At 57.0% G+C, this 18,410-nt stretch carries 13 protein-coding genes, 2 tRNA genes and 2 rRNA genes; 6 read left to right on the top strand and 11 right to left on the bottom strand.

Translation table 11 applies throughout. The annotated features are described in order from the left end of the window. Nucleotides 1–40 precede the first annotated feature (40 nt). The 11 genes from GTQ41_RS00660 to GTQ41_RS00710 form a co-directional block, all read right to left on the bottom strand. On the bottom strand, nt 41–2,002 hold the full coding sequence (locus GTQ41_RS00660; RefSeq protein ID WP_047297492.1) for a DUF4105 domain-containing protein: 1,962 nt from the start codon (nt 2,000–2,002) through the stop codon (nt 41–43). Continuing rightward, a complete protein-coding gene (locus tag GTQ41_RS00665) occupies nt 1,999–2,319 on the bottom strand; it encodes a DUF2388 domain-containing protein (protein ID WP_007911662.1) in 321 nt (106 codons plus the stop codon). The genes GTQ41_RS00660 and GTQ41_RS00665 overlap by 4 nt, the downstream gene beginning before the upstream one ends. A 43-nt stretch (nt 2,320–2,362) precedes the next feature. After that, nucleotides 2,363–2,671, bottom strand: a complete 309-nt coding sequence (locus tag GTQ41_RS00670) for a DUF2388 domain-containing protein (RefSeq protein WP_047297493.1) — start codon at nt 2,669–2,671, stop codon at nt 2,363–2,365. Between the two features lie 107 nt (nt 2,672–2,778). Then, on the bottom strand, nt 2,779–3,096 hold the full coding sequence (locus GTQ41_RS00675) for a DUF2388 domain-containing protein (protein WP_007962831.1): 318 nt from the start codon (nt 3,094–3,096) through the stop codon (nt 2,779–2,781). A 133-nt stretch (nt 3,097–3,229) separates the two neighbouring features. Next, entirely contained in the window at nt 3,230–3,439 is a 210-nt protein-coding gene (locus GTQ41_RS00680; protein WP_047297494.1) for a DUF1127 domain-containing protein, read from the bottom strand. Nucleotides 3,440–3,693: 254 nt separating this feature from the next. Next, nucleotides 3,694–3,909: a DUF1127 domain-containing protein gene (locus GTQ41_RS00685; RefSeq protein WP_003220409.1), complete on the bottom strand. Its 216-nt coding sequence runs from the start codon at nt 3,907–3,909 to the stop codon at nt 3,694–3,696. 320 nt (nt 3,910–4,229) lie between these two features. Further along, a complete protein-coding gene (locus tag GTQ41_RS00690) occupies nt 4,230–5,723 on the bottom strand; it encodes an acetyl-CoA hydrolase/transferase family protein (RefSeq protein ID WP_047297495.1) in 1,494 nt (497 codons plus the stop codon). Nucleotides 5,724–5,937: 214 nt separating this feature from the next. Beyond that, nucleotides 5,938–7,371: an NAD(P)(+) transhydrogenase (Re/Si-specific) subunit beta gene (locus tag GTQ41_RS00695; protein ID WP_047297496.1), complete on the bottom strand. Its 1,434-nt coding sequence runs from the start codon at nt 7,369–7,371 to the stop codon at nt 5,938–5,940. Next, nucleotides 7,371–7,691: an NAD(P) transhydrogenase subunit alpha gene (locus GTQ41_RS00700; protein ID WP_003220416.1), complete on the bottom strand. Its 321-nt coding sequence runs from the start codon at nt 7,689–7,691 to the stop codon at nt 7,371–7,373. The genes GTQ41_RS00695 and GTQ41_RS00700 overlap by 1 nt, the downstream gene beginning before the upstream one ends. 15 nt (nt 7,692–7,706) lie before the next feature. Continuing rightward, nucleotides 7,707–8,828 (bottom strand): Re/Si-specific NAD(P)(+) transhydrogenase subunit alpha, encoded by a 1,122-nt coding sequence (locus GTQ41_RS00705; RefSeq protein ID WP_047297497.1) that lies wholly within the window; start codon nt 8,826–8,828, stop codon nt 7,707–7,709. A gap of 434 nt (nt 8,829–9,262) precedes the next feature. After that, nucleotides 9,263–10,162 (bottom strand): LysR family transcriptional regulator, encoded by a 900-nt coding sequence (locus GTQ41_RS00710; RefSeq protein WP_047297498.1) that lies wholly within the window; start codon nt 10,160–10,162, stop codon nt 9,263–9,265. 157 nt (nt 10,163–10,319) lie between these two features. Here GTQ41_RS00710 and GTQ41_RS00715 point away from each other — a divergent pair, with 157 nt between their 5' ends. The 6 genes from GTQ41_RS00715 (at nt 10,320) to GTQ41_RS00740 (ending at nt 18,329) form a co-directional block, all read left to right on the top strand. Beyond that, entirely contained in the window at nt 10,320–11,501 is a 1,182-nt protein-coding gene (locus GTQ41_RS00715) for an acyl-CoA dehydrogenase (RefSeq protein ID WP_003220420.1), read from the top strand. Between the two features lie 13 nt (nt 11,502–11,514). After that, nucleotides 11,515–12,735, top strand: coding sequence for a CaiB/BaiF CoA-transferase family protein (locus tag GTQ41_RS00720; RefSeq protein ID WP_047297499.1), 1,221 nt, complete (start codon nt 11,515–11,517; stop codon nt 12,733–12,735). 642 nt (nt 12,736–13,377) lie between these two features. Then, nucleotides 13,378–14,914, top strand: a 16S ribosomal RNA gene (locus GTQ41_RS00725). A gap of 124 nt (nt 14,915–15,038) precedes the next feature. After that, nucleotides 15,039–15,115 (top strand) — tRNA-Ile (locus GTQ41_RS00730). 9 nt (nt 15,116–15,124) lie between these two features. Then, nucleotides 15,125–15,200 (top strand) — tRNA-Ala (locus tag GTQ41_RS00735). 237 nt (nt 15,201–15,437) lie between these two features. Continuing rightward, nucleotides 15,438–18,329 (top strand): 23S ribosomal RNA (locus GTQ41_RS00740). The 16S and 23S rRNA genes sit together here with 2 tRNA genes alongside, the layout of an rRNA operon. The last annotated feature ends 81 nt before the right edge of the window (nt 18,330–18,410 follow it).

Raw genomic sequence — 18,410 nt, forward strand, 5'->3', positions numbered from 1 at the left:
TATCTCTGTAGGAGCTGCCGCAGGCTGCGATCTTTTGCTTTTAAGGCAACTCCAGCCCGCCGGAGGTCTTGTGCAATTTGCGCAGATGCTCGCCGATCTGCTTCACGTTGGCTTCGCTGGCGGCAATCTCGGCCGCTCGCTGTGGCTCCAGTAACTTGCGCACTTCCTTGTCCAGATCACCGCTCAGCGCCAGCAGTTGCTTCTGGCGCTGGCTGCTTTCGTCCTGCAGGCGCTTGAACTCGCTCGGTTGCGGCAAACCGTAACCGCGGCTGTCGAGCAGTTCCGCCGGACGACTGAGGAAGCCACTGTTGGCGAGAATTTCCTGCAGGGTTGCGTTGGCCTTGTCCATGCCACCGTTCTCCAGCTCCCGGGCACCGAGGTAGCGTTGCTTGACCTCATCCTGGGCCAGCAGCAACTGGCGGCGATAACTCGCCTGTTCCAGCAGCAACAACGCTGCACTGGTGCGCAGGTCTGCGCGCTCGAACCACTGCCGGCGTTCTTCGGCAGACAGCGATAGCCAGTCCTCGACGGTGGTCTGTTTGATCGGCAACTGCTTCTTCAAGACATCGAACATCGCCTGATAGCGATCGCGGAACGAATCGAAGCGATAACCCAGGCGCAGAGCTTCCTTGGGATTGTCGAGTACGCTGGTGTCGGCCAGGCCACGGCCTTTGAGCACTTCAAGCAAACCGTTGGGCATGATGCTGTCCAGGCCAATCAGTTGCTTGTTATTGCTGCCGCTGCGCAACAGCTTGAGGCTTTCCACGGCGCAGTTGTTGGACAGGAAGAAGTAGTTGCCGTCGTAACTCCAGTGCATCTCGGCGGCGTGTTCGACCACTTCTTCAATTTCCTTGCGCGACAGGTTCAGCGGTACCGAAGCGAGGCTGCGCAGTTCGGTCTTGGTGTATTCGTCGATGACCTGGGCGAGTGGCAGCACGAATAGCCGTGACGGGTACTTGCCGACCAGTCCGTCCCAGCTCGACAGCTGCACGTCACCGACAAATGCGCGGTACGACAACACCAGATGCTGGTCGAGGTCGAGCCGGCAATCCGGGCCCCGTGGTCGTCCCGGCGCACAGATCACCAGGCGCAGCATGCTGTGGCCCCAGCGGCTGACCCAATTCTGGTTGGCTTCGGCCAGCAAGTAGTCGACGGCATACACCCGCTCCGGATCGACCTGTCCCAGTGGCTGTTTGGCGAAGTCGTTGCCGGCATTGAGGAAGGCGAAGGTGTTGCTGCAGGTGTCCTTGGCCGGCGGTGCCCAGCCGAAGCGCTCCTTGTAGTAGCGGTAGAGCGCAGGACGTCGGCAGGCGTAGCTCGGGTCGAGGAGGAAATACTCCATGTTGACCGCGACAAACTCTTTCGGACTGGAAATCTCATACAGATCCGGGCTTCGGGCCACCTGGCGGTTGTGCTGTTCACGCTCGCCGCGCCGCCCGACGTACTGTTGCCAGCCGGCGAGGTCGAGCAGGCGCGGGTCATCGCTGAGGGTGAAGCGGCGTTCGGTCTGGCCGCGACACTCGTCGGGAATGCCGATCAGGCCGGCGCTGTTGCTGCGGCGAGTGCAGCGCTGGATCAGCGTGCGCTCGGCGGTGGGCCACAGGCGCGCGCGGTCATAAATGTGGGTGAGCTCGTGCAACACGGTTGCCAGCAGTTCCTGGCGCACGGTGCCGTGAGGGCGATTGGTTTTTTCTTTGGCCGCGCTGCCGTCGGTGAGGCCGGCGAGCAGTTTGCGGTTCAGGTCGAGTTCGGCAACCAGGGTCGCCTGGCCGTAGGCGTTGCCGGGCATGTCGTCGGACCAGCCGACGTCGATGCGCCGGTCCAGCTGTTCGACGAAGCTGGGCGGCAGCTTCTGCATCGCTTCATCGAGCAGCGCCTGACTGGCCTGTTGCTGGGCGGGGCTCAGGCCGTCGGTCTTGAGCCGCAGTTGCAGGCTGGCGTGGGCGCTGTTGCCAAGCAGCAACAACGCCCCGGCCAGTAGCCAGGCGCCGAGTGACTTCACAGGGCAAGAATGGCTTCGGCGAGCACCTGATCGCTGGCGTCGCGGGCTTCCGGCACTCGCGTGCGCAAGGTGTTGAGGGCGGCTTCCAGGTGCGCACCACGGATATCGCCGTTGGTGGCAACAAAACTGGCGGCATCGTCATGGGCTTCGCGGATGATTTTCGAATCGCGAATCGACGTGGTGGTATCGGAGGTGAAATCGATGGTGCGCTGGGAGGCACGAACGATGATGTTACTGGTGGCTACCAGGGTGTGCGCCTGGGCCACGTCGGCCAATAAAAACAGGCCAAGGGCGGCAGCAATCAGCGGGCTACGCATGGAACGACTCCGGAAGGGCAATGATAACGAAGGACTGAGATAACTATTGGACGAGAATTGCCTGTGCCAGTTCAAGGTCGCTGACATGAAGTTTTGGTCGGGATTTGCGCAGGTAATGCAGGGCGGATTCGAGCTGCGCGCCGCGCAATTCGCCGTCACTGGCAACAAACGCCGCCGCGTCATCGTGAGCGGCGATGATCAGTTTACGGTCGAATGGCGCGGAAGACACCATTCCGGTGGCCCATACCGTCACCACAGTATTTTGCGTGGAGACATCAAAGGCATCGACCGAGGTCGCCCAGAAGGTGCTGAACAAGGCACAGGGGATAAGCAGTTTGGTCAGAAAACGCATGGGACTCGATAACGGCTAGCGAATCTCAAGGCTAGCGTAATGCCCGGGCCAGAGCCAGTGGCGAAACATCGGGACACGACTGGCGTGTCCCGTCCGGCAACGTCTGATCAGATCGCCAGAATGGCTTGAGCCAGTTGGAAGTCGGTCGCGTTCAGTTGTGGTGCCTGGTGGCGGATCAGGTCCAGGGCGCTTTCCAGTTTCACGCCGCGGATCTGGCCTTCGCTGGCGACGAAGCTGGCTGCGTCGTCACGGGCGGCGATCACGACTTTGTTGTCACGCAGCGAAGAGCTGACGTCGGACGTGGCGTCCGAAGAGGACTTCAGCGCGCCAACCACGGCGTCGGTGGTGACGATGAAGCTCGAGGCACTGGCGTTGGCAGCCACGGCCAGCAAGGCGGCAGCGCTGAGCAGGCGAAGACGGGACATGGTGTATCTCCTGATAGTAAACCGTATTGAGAGGTGGCTTGTGTCTGAGACTCAGACGCGGGTTACAGAAGATTCGCCACGTTCTGCCATGGATATTAGGCCTGCGCGCAAGGTTCGGACAGTGGGCAGAATGCTAGCGCCAGAAGGGTTTCTCCAGTTCGTTGAGCCGATCGGCGTGGCTCAGACCCAGATCCGCGAGGTCGCGCTGCCCCAGCTGGGCCAACAGACGCCGCGTCCTGGCGCGCTCCAATCCCTGCCACAGGCTACGAACCAGGCGCCGCAGCAGGTGCGAGTGAACGAGGGGTTGAATCGACGCTGTCGAAACATCCTGTAAGTCTTTCATGGCATTTTCCTTAAGCCGAGGAGGGTTAAGGACAGGCTGCGCCCGATGCAGTTTTGCCGACAGATACACCGATGAAGAATTGTACTGGTTCAGATTTTGATTCTTTAGAACTGTACCTGTTGTTTGAACAACCTGCTGTACGGGCCTTTCGAACCCTGAAACGACAAGACCCGTCGCGGTTTCCCGCGACGGGTCTTGTGTGTTCAATTCGGGTTGCTGGCGGTGGGTCTAGCGACCAGAGCCAGCGACGCTACTTAGCGCCAGAACGGCTTGCTCAACTCTTCGTAGCGTTGTGCTTCGCTGATACCGGCGTCAGCCAGCAGACGCGAATCCAGACGAGCCAGTTGGTGGCGGCTGGAGATGCGGCGCTGCCACAACATCAGGTTGGCGATAACGCGCAGAGGCAGGGAAGCCTGGGTTTTTGCAGCTTTGTCTTCGAAGAACAGTTCGGAACTGAGTGTACGTTCCATGGTTGACATCCTTCCGCTTGTGGCGGGATCAGGTAGTGGTTTAACTGGTGCCCATGATCCTCTCGTTTGCCTAGTCTCTCTAGATACAGTTCAACTGTATTGTGAGTGACCAGTTAACTGTTTATAGGTGGTGTATGGGTCAAAATTGAGCAAACTGTACCTGTCCGCACTTTTGTGGTGCATTTCTGCTCAAATTGAGGGAGAGAGTAGGCAAAAGCCGTAGGAAACAACCAGTACAGCAGTACAGTTTTTGTCGAATAGGAAGGATGAAAAAACCGCTGACACAAACTGTGTTTGCATCAGCGGTTTGACTGTACGAATTACACCGCGAGCATGCGACCGGTTTCTTCCAGGTTCATGTGCCAGCTCAAGGCTTCGCGCAGGATGTGCGGGGTATGACCGCCGATGGCGCAGGCGGCGGTGAAGTAATCATTCAGCGCCTTGCGGTAATCGGGGTGTACGCAGTTATCGATAATCACCCGGGCACGTTCCCGCGGGGCCAGGCCGCGCAGGTCGGCCAGACCGATTTCGGTCACCAGGATGTCGACGTCATGCTCGGTGTGGTCAACGTGGCTGACCATCGGCACCACGCTGGAAATCGCCCCGCCCTTGGCGATCGACTTGGTCACAAACACCGCGAGGTGTGCGTTACGCGCGAAGTCTCCGGAACCACCGATGCCGTTCATCATCCGTGTGCCGCAGACGTGGGTGGAGTTGACGTTGCCGTAGATGTCGAACTCCAGCGCAGTGTTGATGCCGATGATGCCCAGACGACGCACCACTTCCGGATGGTTGGAGATCTCCTGCGGGCGCAGCACCAGTTTGTCCTTGTACTTCTCCAGATTGCCGAACACATCACTGTTGCGCCGCTCTGACAGAGTGATCGAGCTGCCAGACGCGAAACTCAGCTTGCCGGCGTCGATCAGGTCGAAGGTCGAGTCCTGCAGTACTTCGGAATACATGGTCAGGTCTTCGAACGGCGAATCGATCAGGCCACACATTACCGCGTTGGCAATGTTGCCGATCCCGGCCTGCAGCGGGCCAAGCTTGTTGGTCATGCGCCCGGCATCGACTTCCTGTTTGAAGAAGGTGATCAGGTGTTCGGCAATGGCGTTGGTGTCGACATCCGGGGTCGACACCGTGGACGGCGAATCTGCCTGCTGGGTGATGACGATGGCGACAATCTTTTCCGGCGGGATCGGGATTGCGGTGCTGCCGATACGGTCGTCGACTTTAACCAATGGGATCGGCGTGCGCGTTGGGCGGTAGGTCGGGATATAGATGTCATGCAGGCCTTCGAGGTTGGCGTTGTGCGCCAGGTTGATCTCGACGATTACCTGTTTGGCAAAAATCGCGAAGCTTGCCGAGTTGCCCACCGAAGTGGTCGGCACGATGTGGCCCTGCTCGGTGATGGCCACGGCTTCGATTACCGCGATGTCTGGCAGCTTCAGTTGCTGGTTGCGCAGTTGCTCGACGGTTTCCGACAGGTGCTGGTCGATGAACATCACTTCGCCGGCGTTGATTGCCTTGCGCAAGGTGCTGTCGACCTGAAATGGCATGCGTCGCGACAGCACGCCGGCCTCGGTCAGCTGTTTGTCGAGGTCGTTGCCCAGGCTGGCGCCGGTCATCAGGCTGATCTTCAGCGGCGTGACCTTGGCTCGCTCGGCCAGTGCGTGAGGGACGGCTTTGGCTTCGCCGGCGCGGGTGAAGCCGCTCATGCCGACGGTCATGCCGTCTTCAATCAGAGCGGCTGCGTCGGCGGCGCTCATCACTTTATCCAACAACGAAGGCAGGCGAATACGGTCACGGTACATGGATTATTATCTCGGGAAGCGAGTAGCAGGATGCGCAGTCTAGTGAATTTCGCGGGCGTCTGTCCCGCTACCAAGGTCGCAAACGAGGCGTCTATTTAGCGGGTTTGAAGTAAAACACCGTTACCGGATCTGCAACAACGCGGCAAATTGTCCGACGCTTTGCGCAAACGAAAACGCCCCGACAAGTCGGGGCGTCCGGTGCTACTGCGGAGGATTACTCGACCGCTTTGACCATGTCTTCGATGACTTTCTTCGCGTCGCCGAAGACCATCATGGTTTTGTCCAGATAGAACAGTTCGTTGTCCAGACCCGCATAGCCGCTGGCCATCGAGCGCTTGTTGACGATGATGGTTTTGGCCTTGAACGCTTCGAGGATCGGCATGCCGGCAATCGGCGATTTCGGATCGTTCTTGGCGGCGGGGTTGACCACGTCGTTGGCGCCGAGCACCAGCACCACGTCGGCTTGGCCGAACTCGGAGTTGATGTCTTCCATCTCGAACACCTGGTCGTAAGGCACTTCGGCCTCGGCGAGCAGGACGTTCATGTGCCCAGGCATGCGACCGGCCACCGGGTGGATCGCGTACTTCACGGTCACGCCACGGTGGGTCAGCTTCTCGGTCAGCTCTTTCAACGCATGCTGCGCGCGGGCCACCGCCAGGCCGTAGCCCGGGACGATGATCACGGTGTCGGCGTTGGTCAGCAGGAAGGTCGCGTCATCCGCCGAACCGGATTTCACCGGACGGGCTTCTTTCGCACCGGCAGGTCCTGCGTCGGCCGTATTGCCGAAACCACCGAGCAGTACATTAAAGAAGGAACGGTTCATCGCCTTGCACATGATGTACGAGAGGATCGCACCGCTCGAACCCACCAGCGAGCCGGCAATGATCAGCATCGAGTTGTTCAGCGAGAAGCCGATACCCGCTGCCGCCCAGCCCGAATAGCTGTTGAGCATCGACACCACCACCGGCATGTCGGCGCCGCCGATCGGGATGATGATCAGCACGCCCATCACGAACGCCAAGGCCAGCATCAGCGCGAACGCGGCAAGGTTGCCGGTGAGCATGAAGGTCACACCCAGCACCAGCGTCGCCAGACCGAGTACCGCGTTCAGTTTGTGCTGACCGGTAAACTGTACTGGTGCACCCTGAAACAGGCGGAACTTGTACTTGCCCGACAGCTTGCCGAAGGCGATCACCGAACCGGAGAAGGTGATCGCACCGATCGCCGCACCGAGGAACAGTTCGAGACGATTACCTGCCGGGATCGAATCACCCAGTTGCTTGACGATGCCCAGCGATTGCGGCTCAACCACCGCAGCAATGGCGATGAACACCGCCGCCAGACCGATCATGCTGTGCATGAAGGCGACCAGCTCCGGCATCTTGGTCATTTCGACGCGCTTGGCCATGATCGAACCGGCAGTGCCGCCGATCAGCAGGCCGACGATCACATAGCCGATACCGGCAGTTGCAAGCTCGGCACCCAGCTTATAGATGAGGCCGATGGTGGTGAGAATGGCCAGCGCCATGCCGAGCATGCCGAACAGATTGCCGCGCCGCGAGGTGGTTGGGTGCGACAGGCCTTTGAGGGCCTGGATAAAGCAGATCGACGCGATCAGGTAGAGCGTCGTGACGAGATTCATGCTCATTACTTCGGCGCCTCTTCTTTTGCTTTCGGGGCTTTCTTCTTGAACATCTCAAGCATGCGGCGGGTGACCAGAAAGCCACCGAACACATTGACCGCAGCCAGTGCCACGGCGAGGGTGCCCATGGTCTTGCCCAGCGGTGTGACGGTCAGCGCAGCAGCGAGCATGGCGCCGACGATTACGATCGCCGAAATGGCGTTGGTCACCGCCATCAGTGGCGTGTGCAGCGCGGGTGTAACGTTCCAGACCACGTGATAACCGACATAAATCGCCAGCACGAAGATGATCAGGTTGTAGATACCGGGGGAGATAAGCTCTTCCATCGTCTGAATCCCTGCTTAGGCGTTTTTGCGGATGACTTGGCCGTCGCGGCACATCAGGCACGCGGCGACGATGTCGTCTTCGAGGTTGACGTCGAACTGGCCTTCTTTGGTGAACACCAGCTTGAGGAAGTCCAGCAGGTTGCGGGCGTACAGCGCCGAAGCATCGGCGGCGACTTCACCGGCGAGGTTGGTCGGGCCGACGATGGTCACGCCGTTCTCGACCACAACCTGATCGGCGACGGTCAGCGGGCAGTTGCCGCCCTGGGCTGCCGCGAGGTCGATTACCACCGAGCCCGGCTTCATCTGTGCCACGGTGTCTGCGCTTAACAGCGTCGGTGCCTTGCGGCCCGGGATCAGGGCGGTGGTGATGACGATATCGGCCTGCTTGGCGCGCTCATGCACAGCCTGGGCCTGACGCTGCATCCAGCTTACCGGCATTGGCCGCGCGTAACCGCCGACACCGACCGCGCATTCGCGCTCTTCGTCAGTTTCGTAAGGGACGTCAACGAACTTGGCGCCGAGGGATTCGATCTGTTCCTTCACCGCCGGACGCACATCAGACGCTTCAATCACCGCGCCCAGACGTTTCGCCGTGGCAATCGCCTGCAGCCCGGCCACGCCGGCACCAAGAATCAGCACACGCGCCGCTTTCACGGTACCCGCAGCGGTCATCAGCATCGGCATGAAGCGCGGATAGTAGTGCGCGGCCAGCAACACAGCCTTGTAGCCGGCAATGTTCGCCTGCGACGACAACACATCGAGACTCTGCGCCCGAGACGTACGCGGCGCCGCTTCCAGGGCGAACGCGGTAATCCCGCACTCGGCCATTTTGGCGATGGTTTCGTTATTGAAGGGGTTGAGCATGCCAACCAGCACCGCGCCGCGCTTTATCAGCGCCAGTTCGGCGTCGCTGGGGGCGACTACTTTGAGAATCAGCTCGGCACCGAACGCATCGCTGGCACTGCCAATGGTTGCGCCCGCCGCTTCATAGGCACTGTCGACAACGCTGGCTTTGACGCCGGCGCCGGTTTGCACAGTGACCTTATGACCTTGGCTGATCAGCTTTTTAATGGTTTCCGGGGTTGCAGCAACCCGTGTTTCACCGGTCTGGGTTTCGAGAGGAACACCAATGTGCACGTCAAATCTCCTGCGTGATCTTATTGAGTAAACCCAGGCACTGCGGATGGTGCGACTGGGGCGGCCGATCAGCACGATCCCGCCAAATCAGGGCGGGGCGCGGCATTTTGCAGGCGAACTTTATGCCCTTCAAGGGATTATGACGGGTGACGGAAAATTAACTACAAGTCATCCCGTGACCGAATGTCGCAGATGGCCAGTTGAATCCCTTGTAGGCCGTGCCTTACAAGGATTCTGGCCGAATCTGAAAAAAATTCTCATCGGCGACGTGAATAGGACGTAATGAGTCGTCAATAGGGGCTCAAAGCCACGTCAGCAGGCGCTTGTGGGACGTCTGTACGACTTTCGGATACAGTCTGCGATTTTGCGACAAATACTTATATCTGTAGGGCTTTGGATTTCCTGACTACCGGGTTAGTAATTGTTGTAAGCCTTTATCCTTCTAGGCTGTAGCTGTTTGCCTGATTGACCAGCCAATCGCGAAATGCCTTGAGTGACGCCGATTCGACCTTGCGCTCCGGAATCATCAGGTAATACGCCTTGATGCTGGAGAGTGCATCCGGGTTGGCGATCACCAAGCGTTTCTCGGCCAGTTCGCGTTGAATCAGGAACGGCGGAATCAGTGCGATACCCATGTTGTGCATGGCCGCCTGGGCCAGCATGGAGAATAGCTCGTAGCGTGGGCCTGTCATGTCGCGGGGGATGTTCAGGTGCTGTGAGTTAAACCATTGGCGCCACGCGTAAGGGCGAGTGGTTTGTTGCAGCAACGGCAGTTCGGCGATCTCGTCAGCCGTCAGATGCGTTCTATTGCCGAGTAGGGCAGGGCTGCACACCGGCATCGGATTTTCGCCCATCAGTCTGTGGGATTCGGTACCCGACCAATCGGCGTCGCCGAAGTAGATCGCCGCGTCGAAATCAGTATCGGCAAACAGGAACGGGCGGGTGCGGTTGGTGAGGTTAACTGTCACTTCCGGGTGCTTGAGCTGGAAATCCTTGAGCCGTGGCAGCAGCCATTGCGTGCCGAAAGTGGGCACTACCGCCAGTTCGATCACGTTGGTGCCCTGTTGACCCATGACCGAGAGCGTGTCGCGCTCGACGGCATCGAGTTGCGTGGCCACCCGACGGCTGTAGGACAGCCCCGCTTCTGTCAGCTTCACACCGCGTCGCGAGCGTCGGAACAGTTCCACACTGAGGAACTCCTCAAGGCTGGCAATCTGTCGGCAAATGGCGCCCTGGGTGAGTGAAAGTTCTTCGGCGGCCTTGGTAAAGCTTTCGTGGCGAGCGGCGGCTTCGAAGCTAATCAGGGCTGTGGTGCTGGGTATCTTCCTGCGCATGTACGTCAACCTCACTAATGCGCCGCATAAAAGGCATTCAGCGACGTTTCGGAGTGAGAAATTAGCACAACAGGATGCGAAATCCTCGTTTGCCGCGTTGGCGAAGCGGGCCTAGGATCAATGCCACGTTAATTCACCGATTTGCGAGGACACACTCATGGGCGGTAAAGCTAGCTTCAACTGGATCGATCCCTTGCTGCTGGATCAACAGCTCACCGAAGAGGAGCGCATGATCCGTGACACCGCCGCCCAGTTCGCTCAGCAGAGCCTGGCGCCACGCGTGCTTGAAGCTTTCCGCCATGAGAAAACCGATCCGGCGATCTTTCGCGAAATGGGCGAAGTCGGTCTGCTCGGCGCGACCATCCCTGAGCAATACGGTGGCAGCGGTCTGAACTACGTCAGCTACGGTCTGATTGCCCGTGAAGTGGAGCGCGTCGACTCCGGCTACCGTTCGATGATGAGCGTACAGTCCTCGCTGGTGATGGTGCCGATCAACGAATTCGGCACCGAAGCGCAGAAACAGAAATACCTGCCGAAACTGGCGTCCGGCGAATGGATCGGCTGCTTCGGTCTGACCGAACCCAACCACGGTTCCGATCCGGGTGCGATGATCACACGTGCGCGCAAAGTCGACGGCGGTTACAGCCTGACCGGCGCCAAGATGTGGATCACCAACAGCCCGATCGCCGACGTATTTGTAGTCTGGGCCAAAGACGATGCCGGCGACATCCGTGGCTTTGTCCTGGAGAAAGGCTGGAAGGGCCTGAGCGCACCGGCGATTCACGGCAAGGTTGGCCTGCGCGCATCGATCACCGGCGAAATTGTCATGGACAACGTTTTCGTACCGGAAGAGAACATCTTCCCCGACGTGCGTGGTCTGAAAGGTCCGTTCACTTGCCTCAACTCGGCGCGCTACGGCATCTCCTGGGGCGCGTTGGGCGCTGCCGAATTCTGCTGGCACACCGCTCGCCAGTACACCCTTGATCGTCAGCAGTTCGGTCGCCCATTGGCCGCGACTCAGCTGATCCAGAAGAAGCTGGCCGACATGCAGACCGAAATCACCTTGGCACTGCAAGGTTGCCTGCGTCTGGGGCGCATGAAAGATGAAGGCACTGCGGCGGTCGAAATCACCTCGATCATGAAGCGTAACTCCTGCGGCAAGTCGCTGGATATTGCCCGGATGGCCCGTGACATGTTGGGGGGCAACGGTATTTCCGACGAGTTCGGTGTGGCCCGTCACCTGGTCAACCTGGAAGTGGTGAATACCTATGAAGGTACTCACGACGTTCACGCGTTGATCCTGGGGCGCGCGCAAACCGGTCTGCAGGCGTTCTATTAACAGGAGAGCGACCATGGGCGCGCTGTCGCATCTGCGGGTACTGGATTTATCGCGCGTGCTGGCCGGGCCGTGGGCCGGGCAGATACTTGCCGACCTTGGCGCCGAGGTGATCAAGGTCGAGCGTCCGGGCAATGGCGATGACACGCGCGCCTGGGGGCCGCCCTTCCTCAAGGACGCTTATGGGGAGAACACCAGCGAGGCGGCTTACTACTTGTCGGCCAACCGCAACAAGCAATCGGTGACGATCGACTTCACTCGGCCTGAAGGTCAACAGCTCGTGCGTGAGCTGGCGGCGAAGTCGGACATCCTGATCGAGAACTTCAAGGTCGGTGGGCTGGCCGCCTACGGTCTGGACTACGAGTCGCTGAAGGCGATCAATCCGGACCTGATCTATTGCTCGATCACCGGCTTCGGTCAAACCGGGCCGTATGCCAAGCGCGCCGGTTACGACTTCATGATCCAGGGGCTGGGCGGGCTGATGAGCCTGACCGGTCGCCCTGAAGGTGATGAAGGCGCCGGGCCGGTAAAGGTGGGGGTAGCGCTGACGGACATCCTTACAGGTCTGTATTCGACGGTGGCGATTCTGGCAGCGCTGGCTCATCGTGATCACGATGGCGGCGGGCAACACATCGATATGGCTTTGCTGGATGTGCAGGTCGCCTGCCTGGCCAATCAGGCGATGAATTACCTGACTACGGGCAATGCGCCCAAGCGTCTGGGCAATGCGCATCCGAACATCGTGCCTTATCAGGACTTCCCGACGGCTGATGGTGATTTCATTCTTACCGTTGGCAATGACGGCCAGTTCCGCAAGTTTGCCGAGGTGGCTGGACAGCCGCAGTGGGCGGACGATCCGCGTTTCGCGACTAACAAGCTGCGGGTGGCTAACCGCGCGGTGTTGATTCCGCTGATTCGTCAGGCAACGGTATTCAAGACCACCGCCGAATGGGTGGCGCAGTTGGAGCAGGCGGGCGTGCCGTGTGGGCCGATCAATGATCTGTCCCAGGTGTTTGACGATCCGCAGGTGAAGGCGCGTGGGTTGGCGATAGAGCTGCCGCACGCACTGGCAGGAATGGTCCCGCAGGTGGCAAGTCCGATCCGGCTGTCGCAAACGCCTGTCGAATACCGTCGCGCGCCTCCTTTATTGGGCGAGCATACGCTGGAGGTTCTGCAGCGGGTGTTGGGTATGGGCGCTGGCGCCGTGGAGTTGCTCAAGGCTGATGGGGTCCTTTGAAATACTCCTCTATATAGAGGGAGTGGTTTTTCCAACTTATATAGGCGCAGCTGTGTGTTTTTTAACCGGTCTGTAAGTTGTTGAAAGAAAACTGAAATTAACGGTTGACGGCAGATTCTGGAGGTCTATAATTCGCCCCACTTCCGGCGCAGTCGAAACGGAAAACTCCTTGAGATTCAACGAGTTACGCAGTTTTCGACGGCAGATCGCTTCAGTTCATCGAAGCCTGGAAGGAGTTGAAGGAGCGGTGATGTTTGGCTCTTTTGACGGTTCGGTCTTCTCGGTCGAAAGCGGTGAAAAAGAGGTGTTGACAGCAGCGTGTAACGCTGTAGAATTCGCCTCCCGCTAACGAGAGATCGGAAGCGCAAGTGGTTGAAGTTGTTGAAGAATTCTTCGAAAGCTTCTGAAAATAATCACTTGACAGCAAATGAGGCTGCTGTAGAATGCGCGCCTCGGTTGAGACGAAAGATCTTAGCCAACCGCTCTTTAACAACTGAATCAAGCAATTCGTGTGGGTGCTTGTGGAGTCAGACTGATAGTCAACAAGATTATCAGCATCACAAGTTACTCCGCGAGAAATCAAAGATGTAACCAACGATTGCTGAGCCAAGTTTAGGGTTTCTTAAAAACCCAAAGATGTTTGAACTGAAGAGTTTGATCATGGCTCAGATTGAACGCTGGCGGCAGGCCTAACACATGCAAGTCGAGCGGATGAGAGGAGCTTGCTCCTGGATTCAGCGGCGGACGGGTGAGTAATGCCTAGGAATCTGCCTGGTAGTGGGGGACAACGTTTCGAAAGGAACGCTAATACCGCATACGTCCTACGGGAGAAAGCAGGGGACCTTCGGGCCTTGCGCTATCAGATGAGCCTAGGTCGGATTAGCTAGTTGGTGAGGTAATGGCTCACCAAGGCGACGATCCGTAACTGGTCTGAGAGGATGATCAGTCACACTGGAACTGAGACACGGTCCAGACTCCTACGGGAGGCAGCAGTGGGGAATATTGGACAATGGGCGAAAGCCTGATCCAGCCATGCCGCGTGTGTGAAGAAGGTCTTCGGATTGTAAAGCACTTTAAGTTGGGAGGAAGGGTTGTAGATTAATACTCTGCAATTTTGACGTTACCGACAGAATAAGCACCGGCTAACTCTGTGCCAGCAGCCGCGGTAATACAGAGGGTGCAAGCGTTAATCGGAATTACTGGGCGTAAAGCGCGCGTAGGTGGTTTGTTAAGTTGGATGTGAAATCCCCGGGCTCAACCTGGGAACTGCATCCAAAACTGGCAAGCTAGAGTATGGTAGAGGGTGGTGGAATTTCCTGTGTAGCGGTGAAATGCGTAGATATAGGAAGGAACACCAGTGGCGAAGGCGACCACCTGGACTGATACTGACACTGAGGTGCGAAAGCGTGGGGAGCAAACAGGATTAGATACCCTGGTAGTCCACGCCGTAAACGATGTCAACTAGCCGTTGGGAGCCTTGAGCTCTTAGTGGCGCAGCTAACGCATTAAGTTGACCGCCTGGGGAGTACGGCCGCAAGGTTAAAACTCAAATGAATTGACGGGGGCCCGCACAAGCGGTGGAGCATGTGGTTTAATTCGAAGCAACGCGAAGAACCTTACCAGGCCTTGACATCCAATGAACTTTCCAGAGATGGATTGGTGCCTTCGGGAACATTGAGACAGGTGCTGCATGGCTGTCGTCAGCTCGTGTCGTGAGATGTTGGGTTAAGTCCCGTAACGAGCGCAACCCTTGTCCTTAGTTACCAGCACGTTATGGTGGGCACTCTAAGGAGACTGCCGGTGACAAACCGGAGGAAGGTGGGGATGACGTCAAGTCATCATGGCCCTTACGGCCTGGGCTACACACGTGCTACAATGGTCGGTACAGAGGGTTGCCAAGCCGCGAGGTGGAGCTAATCCCACAAAACCGATCGTAGTCCGGATCGCAGTCTGCAACTCGACTGCGTGAAGTCGGAATCGCTAGTAATCGCGAATCAGAATGTCGCGGTGAATACGTTCCCGGGCCTTGTACACACCGCCCGTCACACCATGGGAGTGGGTTGCACCAGAAGTAGCTAGTCTAACCTTCGGGAGGACGGTTACCACGGTGTGATTCATGACTGGGGTGAAGTCGTAACAAGGTAGCCGTAGGGGAACCTGCGGCTGGATCACCTCCTTAATCGACGACATCAGCTGCTCCATAAGTTCCCACACGAATTGCTTGATTCATTGAAGAAGACGATAGAAGCAGCTTTAAGCTCCAAGCTGATAGCTCTGAGCTAATCAGTTACGCGCTCGAAATTGGGTCTGTAGCTCAGTTGGTTAGAGCGCACCCCTGATAAGGGTGAGGTCGGCAGTTCGAATCTGCCCAGACCCACCAATTTTGTATGGGGCCATAGCTCAGCTGGGAGAGCGCCTGCCTTGCACGCAGGAGGTCAGCGGTTCGATCCCGCTTGGCTCCACCATTAACTGCTTCTACTTGTTAGAGCTTAGAAATGAATATTCCGGCGTGAATATTGATTTCTAGTCTTTGATTAGATCGTTCTTTAAAAATTTGGGTATGTGATAGAAAGATAGACTGAACGTTACTTTCACTGGTAACGGATCAGGCTAAGGTAAAATTTGTGAGTGACTCTTAAGAGTTTTGCGAATTTTCGGCGAATGTCGTCTTCACAGTATAACCAGATTGCTTGGGGTTATATGGTCAAGTGAAGAAGCGCATACGGTGGATGCCTTGGCAGTCAGAGGCGATGAAAGACGTGGTAGCCTGCGAAAAGCTTCGGGGAGTCGGCAAACAGACTTTGATCCGGAGATGTCTGAATGGGGGAACCCAGCCATCATAAGATGGTTATCTTGTACTGAATACATAGGTGCAAGAGGCGAACCAGGGGAACTGAAACATCTAAGTACCCTGAGGAAAAGAAATCAACCGAGATTCCCTTAGTAGTGGCGAGCGAACGGGGACTAGCCCTTAAGTGGCTTTGAGATTAGCGGAACGCTCTGGAAAGTGCGGCCATAGTGGGTGATAGCCCTGTACGCGAAAGTCTCTTAGTCATGAAATCGAGTAGGACGGAGCACGAGAAACTTTGTCTGAATATGGGGGGACCATCCTCCAAGGCTAAATACTACTGACTGACCGATAGTGAACTAGTACCGTGAGGGAAAGGCGAAAAGAACCCCGGAGAGGGGAGTGAAATAGATCCTGAAACCGTATGCGTACAAGCAGTGGGAGCAGACTTTGTTCTGTGACTGCGTACCTTTTGTATAATGGGTCAGCGACTTATTTTCAGTGGCGAGCTTAACCGAATAGGGGAGGCGTAGCGAAAGCGAGTCTTAATAGGGCGTCTAGTCGCTGGGAATAGACCCGAAACCGGGCGATCTATCCATGGGCAGGTTGAAGGTTAGGTAACACTGACTGGAGGACCGAACCGACTACCGTTGAAAAGTTAGCGGATGACCTGTGGATCGGAGTGAAAGGCTAATCAAGCTCGGAGATAGCTGGTTCTCCTCGAAAGCTATTTAGGTAGCGCCTCATGTATCACTGTAGGGGGTAGAGCACTGTTTCGGCTAGGGGGTCATCCCGACTTACCAAACCGATGCAAACTCCGAATACCTACAAGTGCCGAGCATGGGAGACACACGGCGGGTGCTAACGTCCGTCGTGAAAAGGGAAACAACCCAGACCGTCAGCTAAGGTCCCAAAGTTATGGTTAAGTGGGAAACGATGTGGGAAGGCTTAGACAGCTAGGAGGTTGGCTTAGAAGCAGCCACCCTTTAAAGAAAGCGTAATAGCTCACTAGTCGAGTCGGCCTGCGCGGAAGATGTAACGGGGCTCAAACCATACACCGAAGCTACGGGTATCACGCAAGTGATGCGGTAGAGGAGCGTTCTGTAAGCCTGTGAAGGTGAGTTGAGAAGCTTGCTGGAGGTATCAGAAGTGCGAATGCTGACATGAGTAACGACAATGGGTGTGAAAAACACCCACGCCGAAAGACCAAGGTTTCCTGCGCAACGTTAATCGACGCAGGGTTAGTCGGTCCCTAAGGCGAGGCTGAAAAGCGTAGTCGATGGAAAACAGGTTAATATTCCTGTACTTCTGGTTATTGCGATGGAGGGACGGAGAAGGCTAGGCCAGCTTGGCGTTGGTTGTCCAAGTTTAAGGTGGTAGGCTGAGATCTTAGGTAAATCCGGGATCTTAAGGCCGAGAGCTGATGACGAGTTACCTTTCAGGTGACGAAGTGGTTGATGCCATGCTTCCAAGAAAAGCTTCTAAGCTTCAGATAACCAGGAACCGTACCCCAAACCGACACAGGTGGTTGGGTAGAGAATACCAAGGCGCTTGAGAGAACTCGGGTGAAGGAACTAGGCAAAATGGCACCGTAACTTCGGGAGAAGGTGCGCCGGTGAGGGTGAAGGACTTGCTCCGTAAGCTCATGCCGGTCGAAGATACCAGGCCGCTGCGACTGTTTATTAAAAACACAGCACTCTGCAAACACGAAAGTGGACGTATAGGGTGTGACGCCTGCCCGGTGCCGGAAGGTTAATTGATGGGGTTAGCTAACGCGAAGCTCTTGATCGAAGCCCCGGTAAACGGCGGCCGTAACTATAACGGTCCTAAGGTAGCGAAATTCCTTGTCGGGTAAGTTCCGACCTGCACGAATGGCGTAACGATGGCGGCGCTGTCTCCACCCGAGACTCAGTGAAATTGAAATCGCTGTGAAGATGCAGTGTATCCGCGGCTAGACGGAAAGACCCCGTGAACCTTTACTATAGCTTTGCACTGGACTTTGAATTTGCTTGTGTAGGATAGGTGGGAGGCTTTGAAGCGTGGACGCCAGTTCGCGTGGAGCCATCCTTGAAATACCACCCTGGCAACTTTGAGGTTCTAACTCAGGTCCGTTATCCGGATCGAGGACAGTGTATGGTGGGTAGTTTGACTGGGGCGGTCTCCTCCTAAAGAGTAACGGAGGAGTACGAAGGTGCGCTCAGACCGGTCGGAAATCGGTCGTAGAGTATAAAGGCAAAAGCGCGCTTGACTGCGAGACAGACACGTCGAGCAGGTACGAAAGTAGGTCTTAGTGATCCGGTGGTTCTGTATGGAAGGGCCATCGCTCAACGGATAAAAGGTACTCCGGGGATAACAGGCTGATACCGCCCAAGAGTTCATATCGACGGCGGTGTTTGGCACCTCGATGTCGGCTCATCACATCCTGGGGCTGAAGCCGGTCCCAAGGGTATGGCTGTTCGCCATTTAAAGTGGTACGCGAGCTGGGTTTAGAACGTCGTGAGACAGTTCGGTCCCTATCTGCCGTGGACGTTTGAGATTTGAGAGGGGCTGCTCCTAGTACGAGAGGACCGGAGTGGACGAACCTCTGGTGTTCCGGTTGTCACGCCAGTGGCATTGCCGGGTAGCTATGTTCGGGAAAGATAACCGCTGAAAGCATCTAAGCGGGAAACTTGCCTCAAGATGAGATCTCACTGGAACCTTGAGTTCCCTGAAGGGCCGTCGAAGACTACGACGTTGATAGGTTGGGTGTGTAAGCGCTGTGAGGCGTTGAGCTAACCAATACTAATTGCCCGTGAGGCTTGACCATATAACACCCAAGCAATCTGAATGCTCGAAAGAGACCAGATTGCGGTGTGTGAAGACGCAATGAACCGAAAGTTCGCGCTGT

The organism is Pseudomonas sp. AN-B15 (assembly GCF_019056475.1).
GTDB classification, from domain to species: Bacteria; Pseudomonadota; Gammaproteobacteria; order Pseudomonadales; family Pseudomonadaceae; genus Aquipseudomonas; species Aquipseudomonas parakoreensis.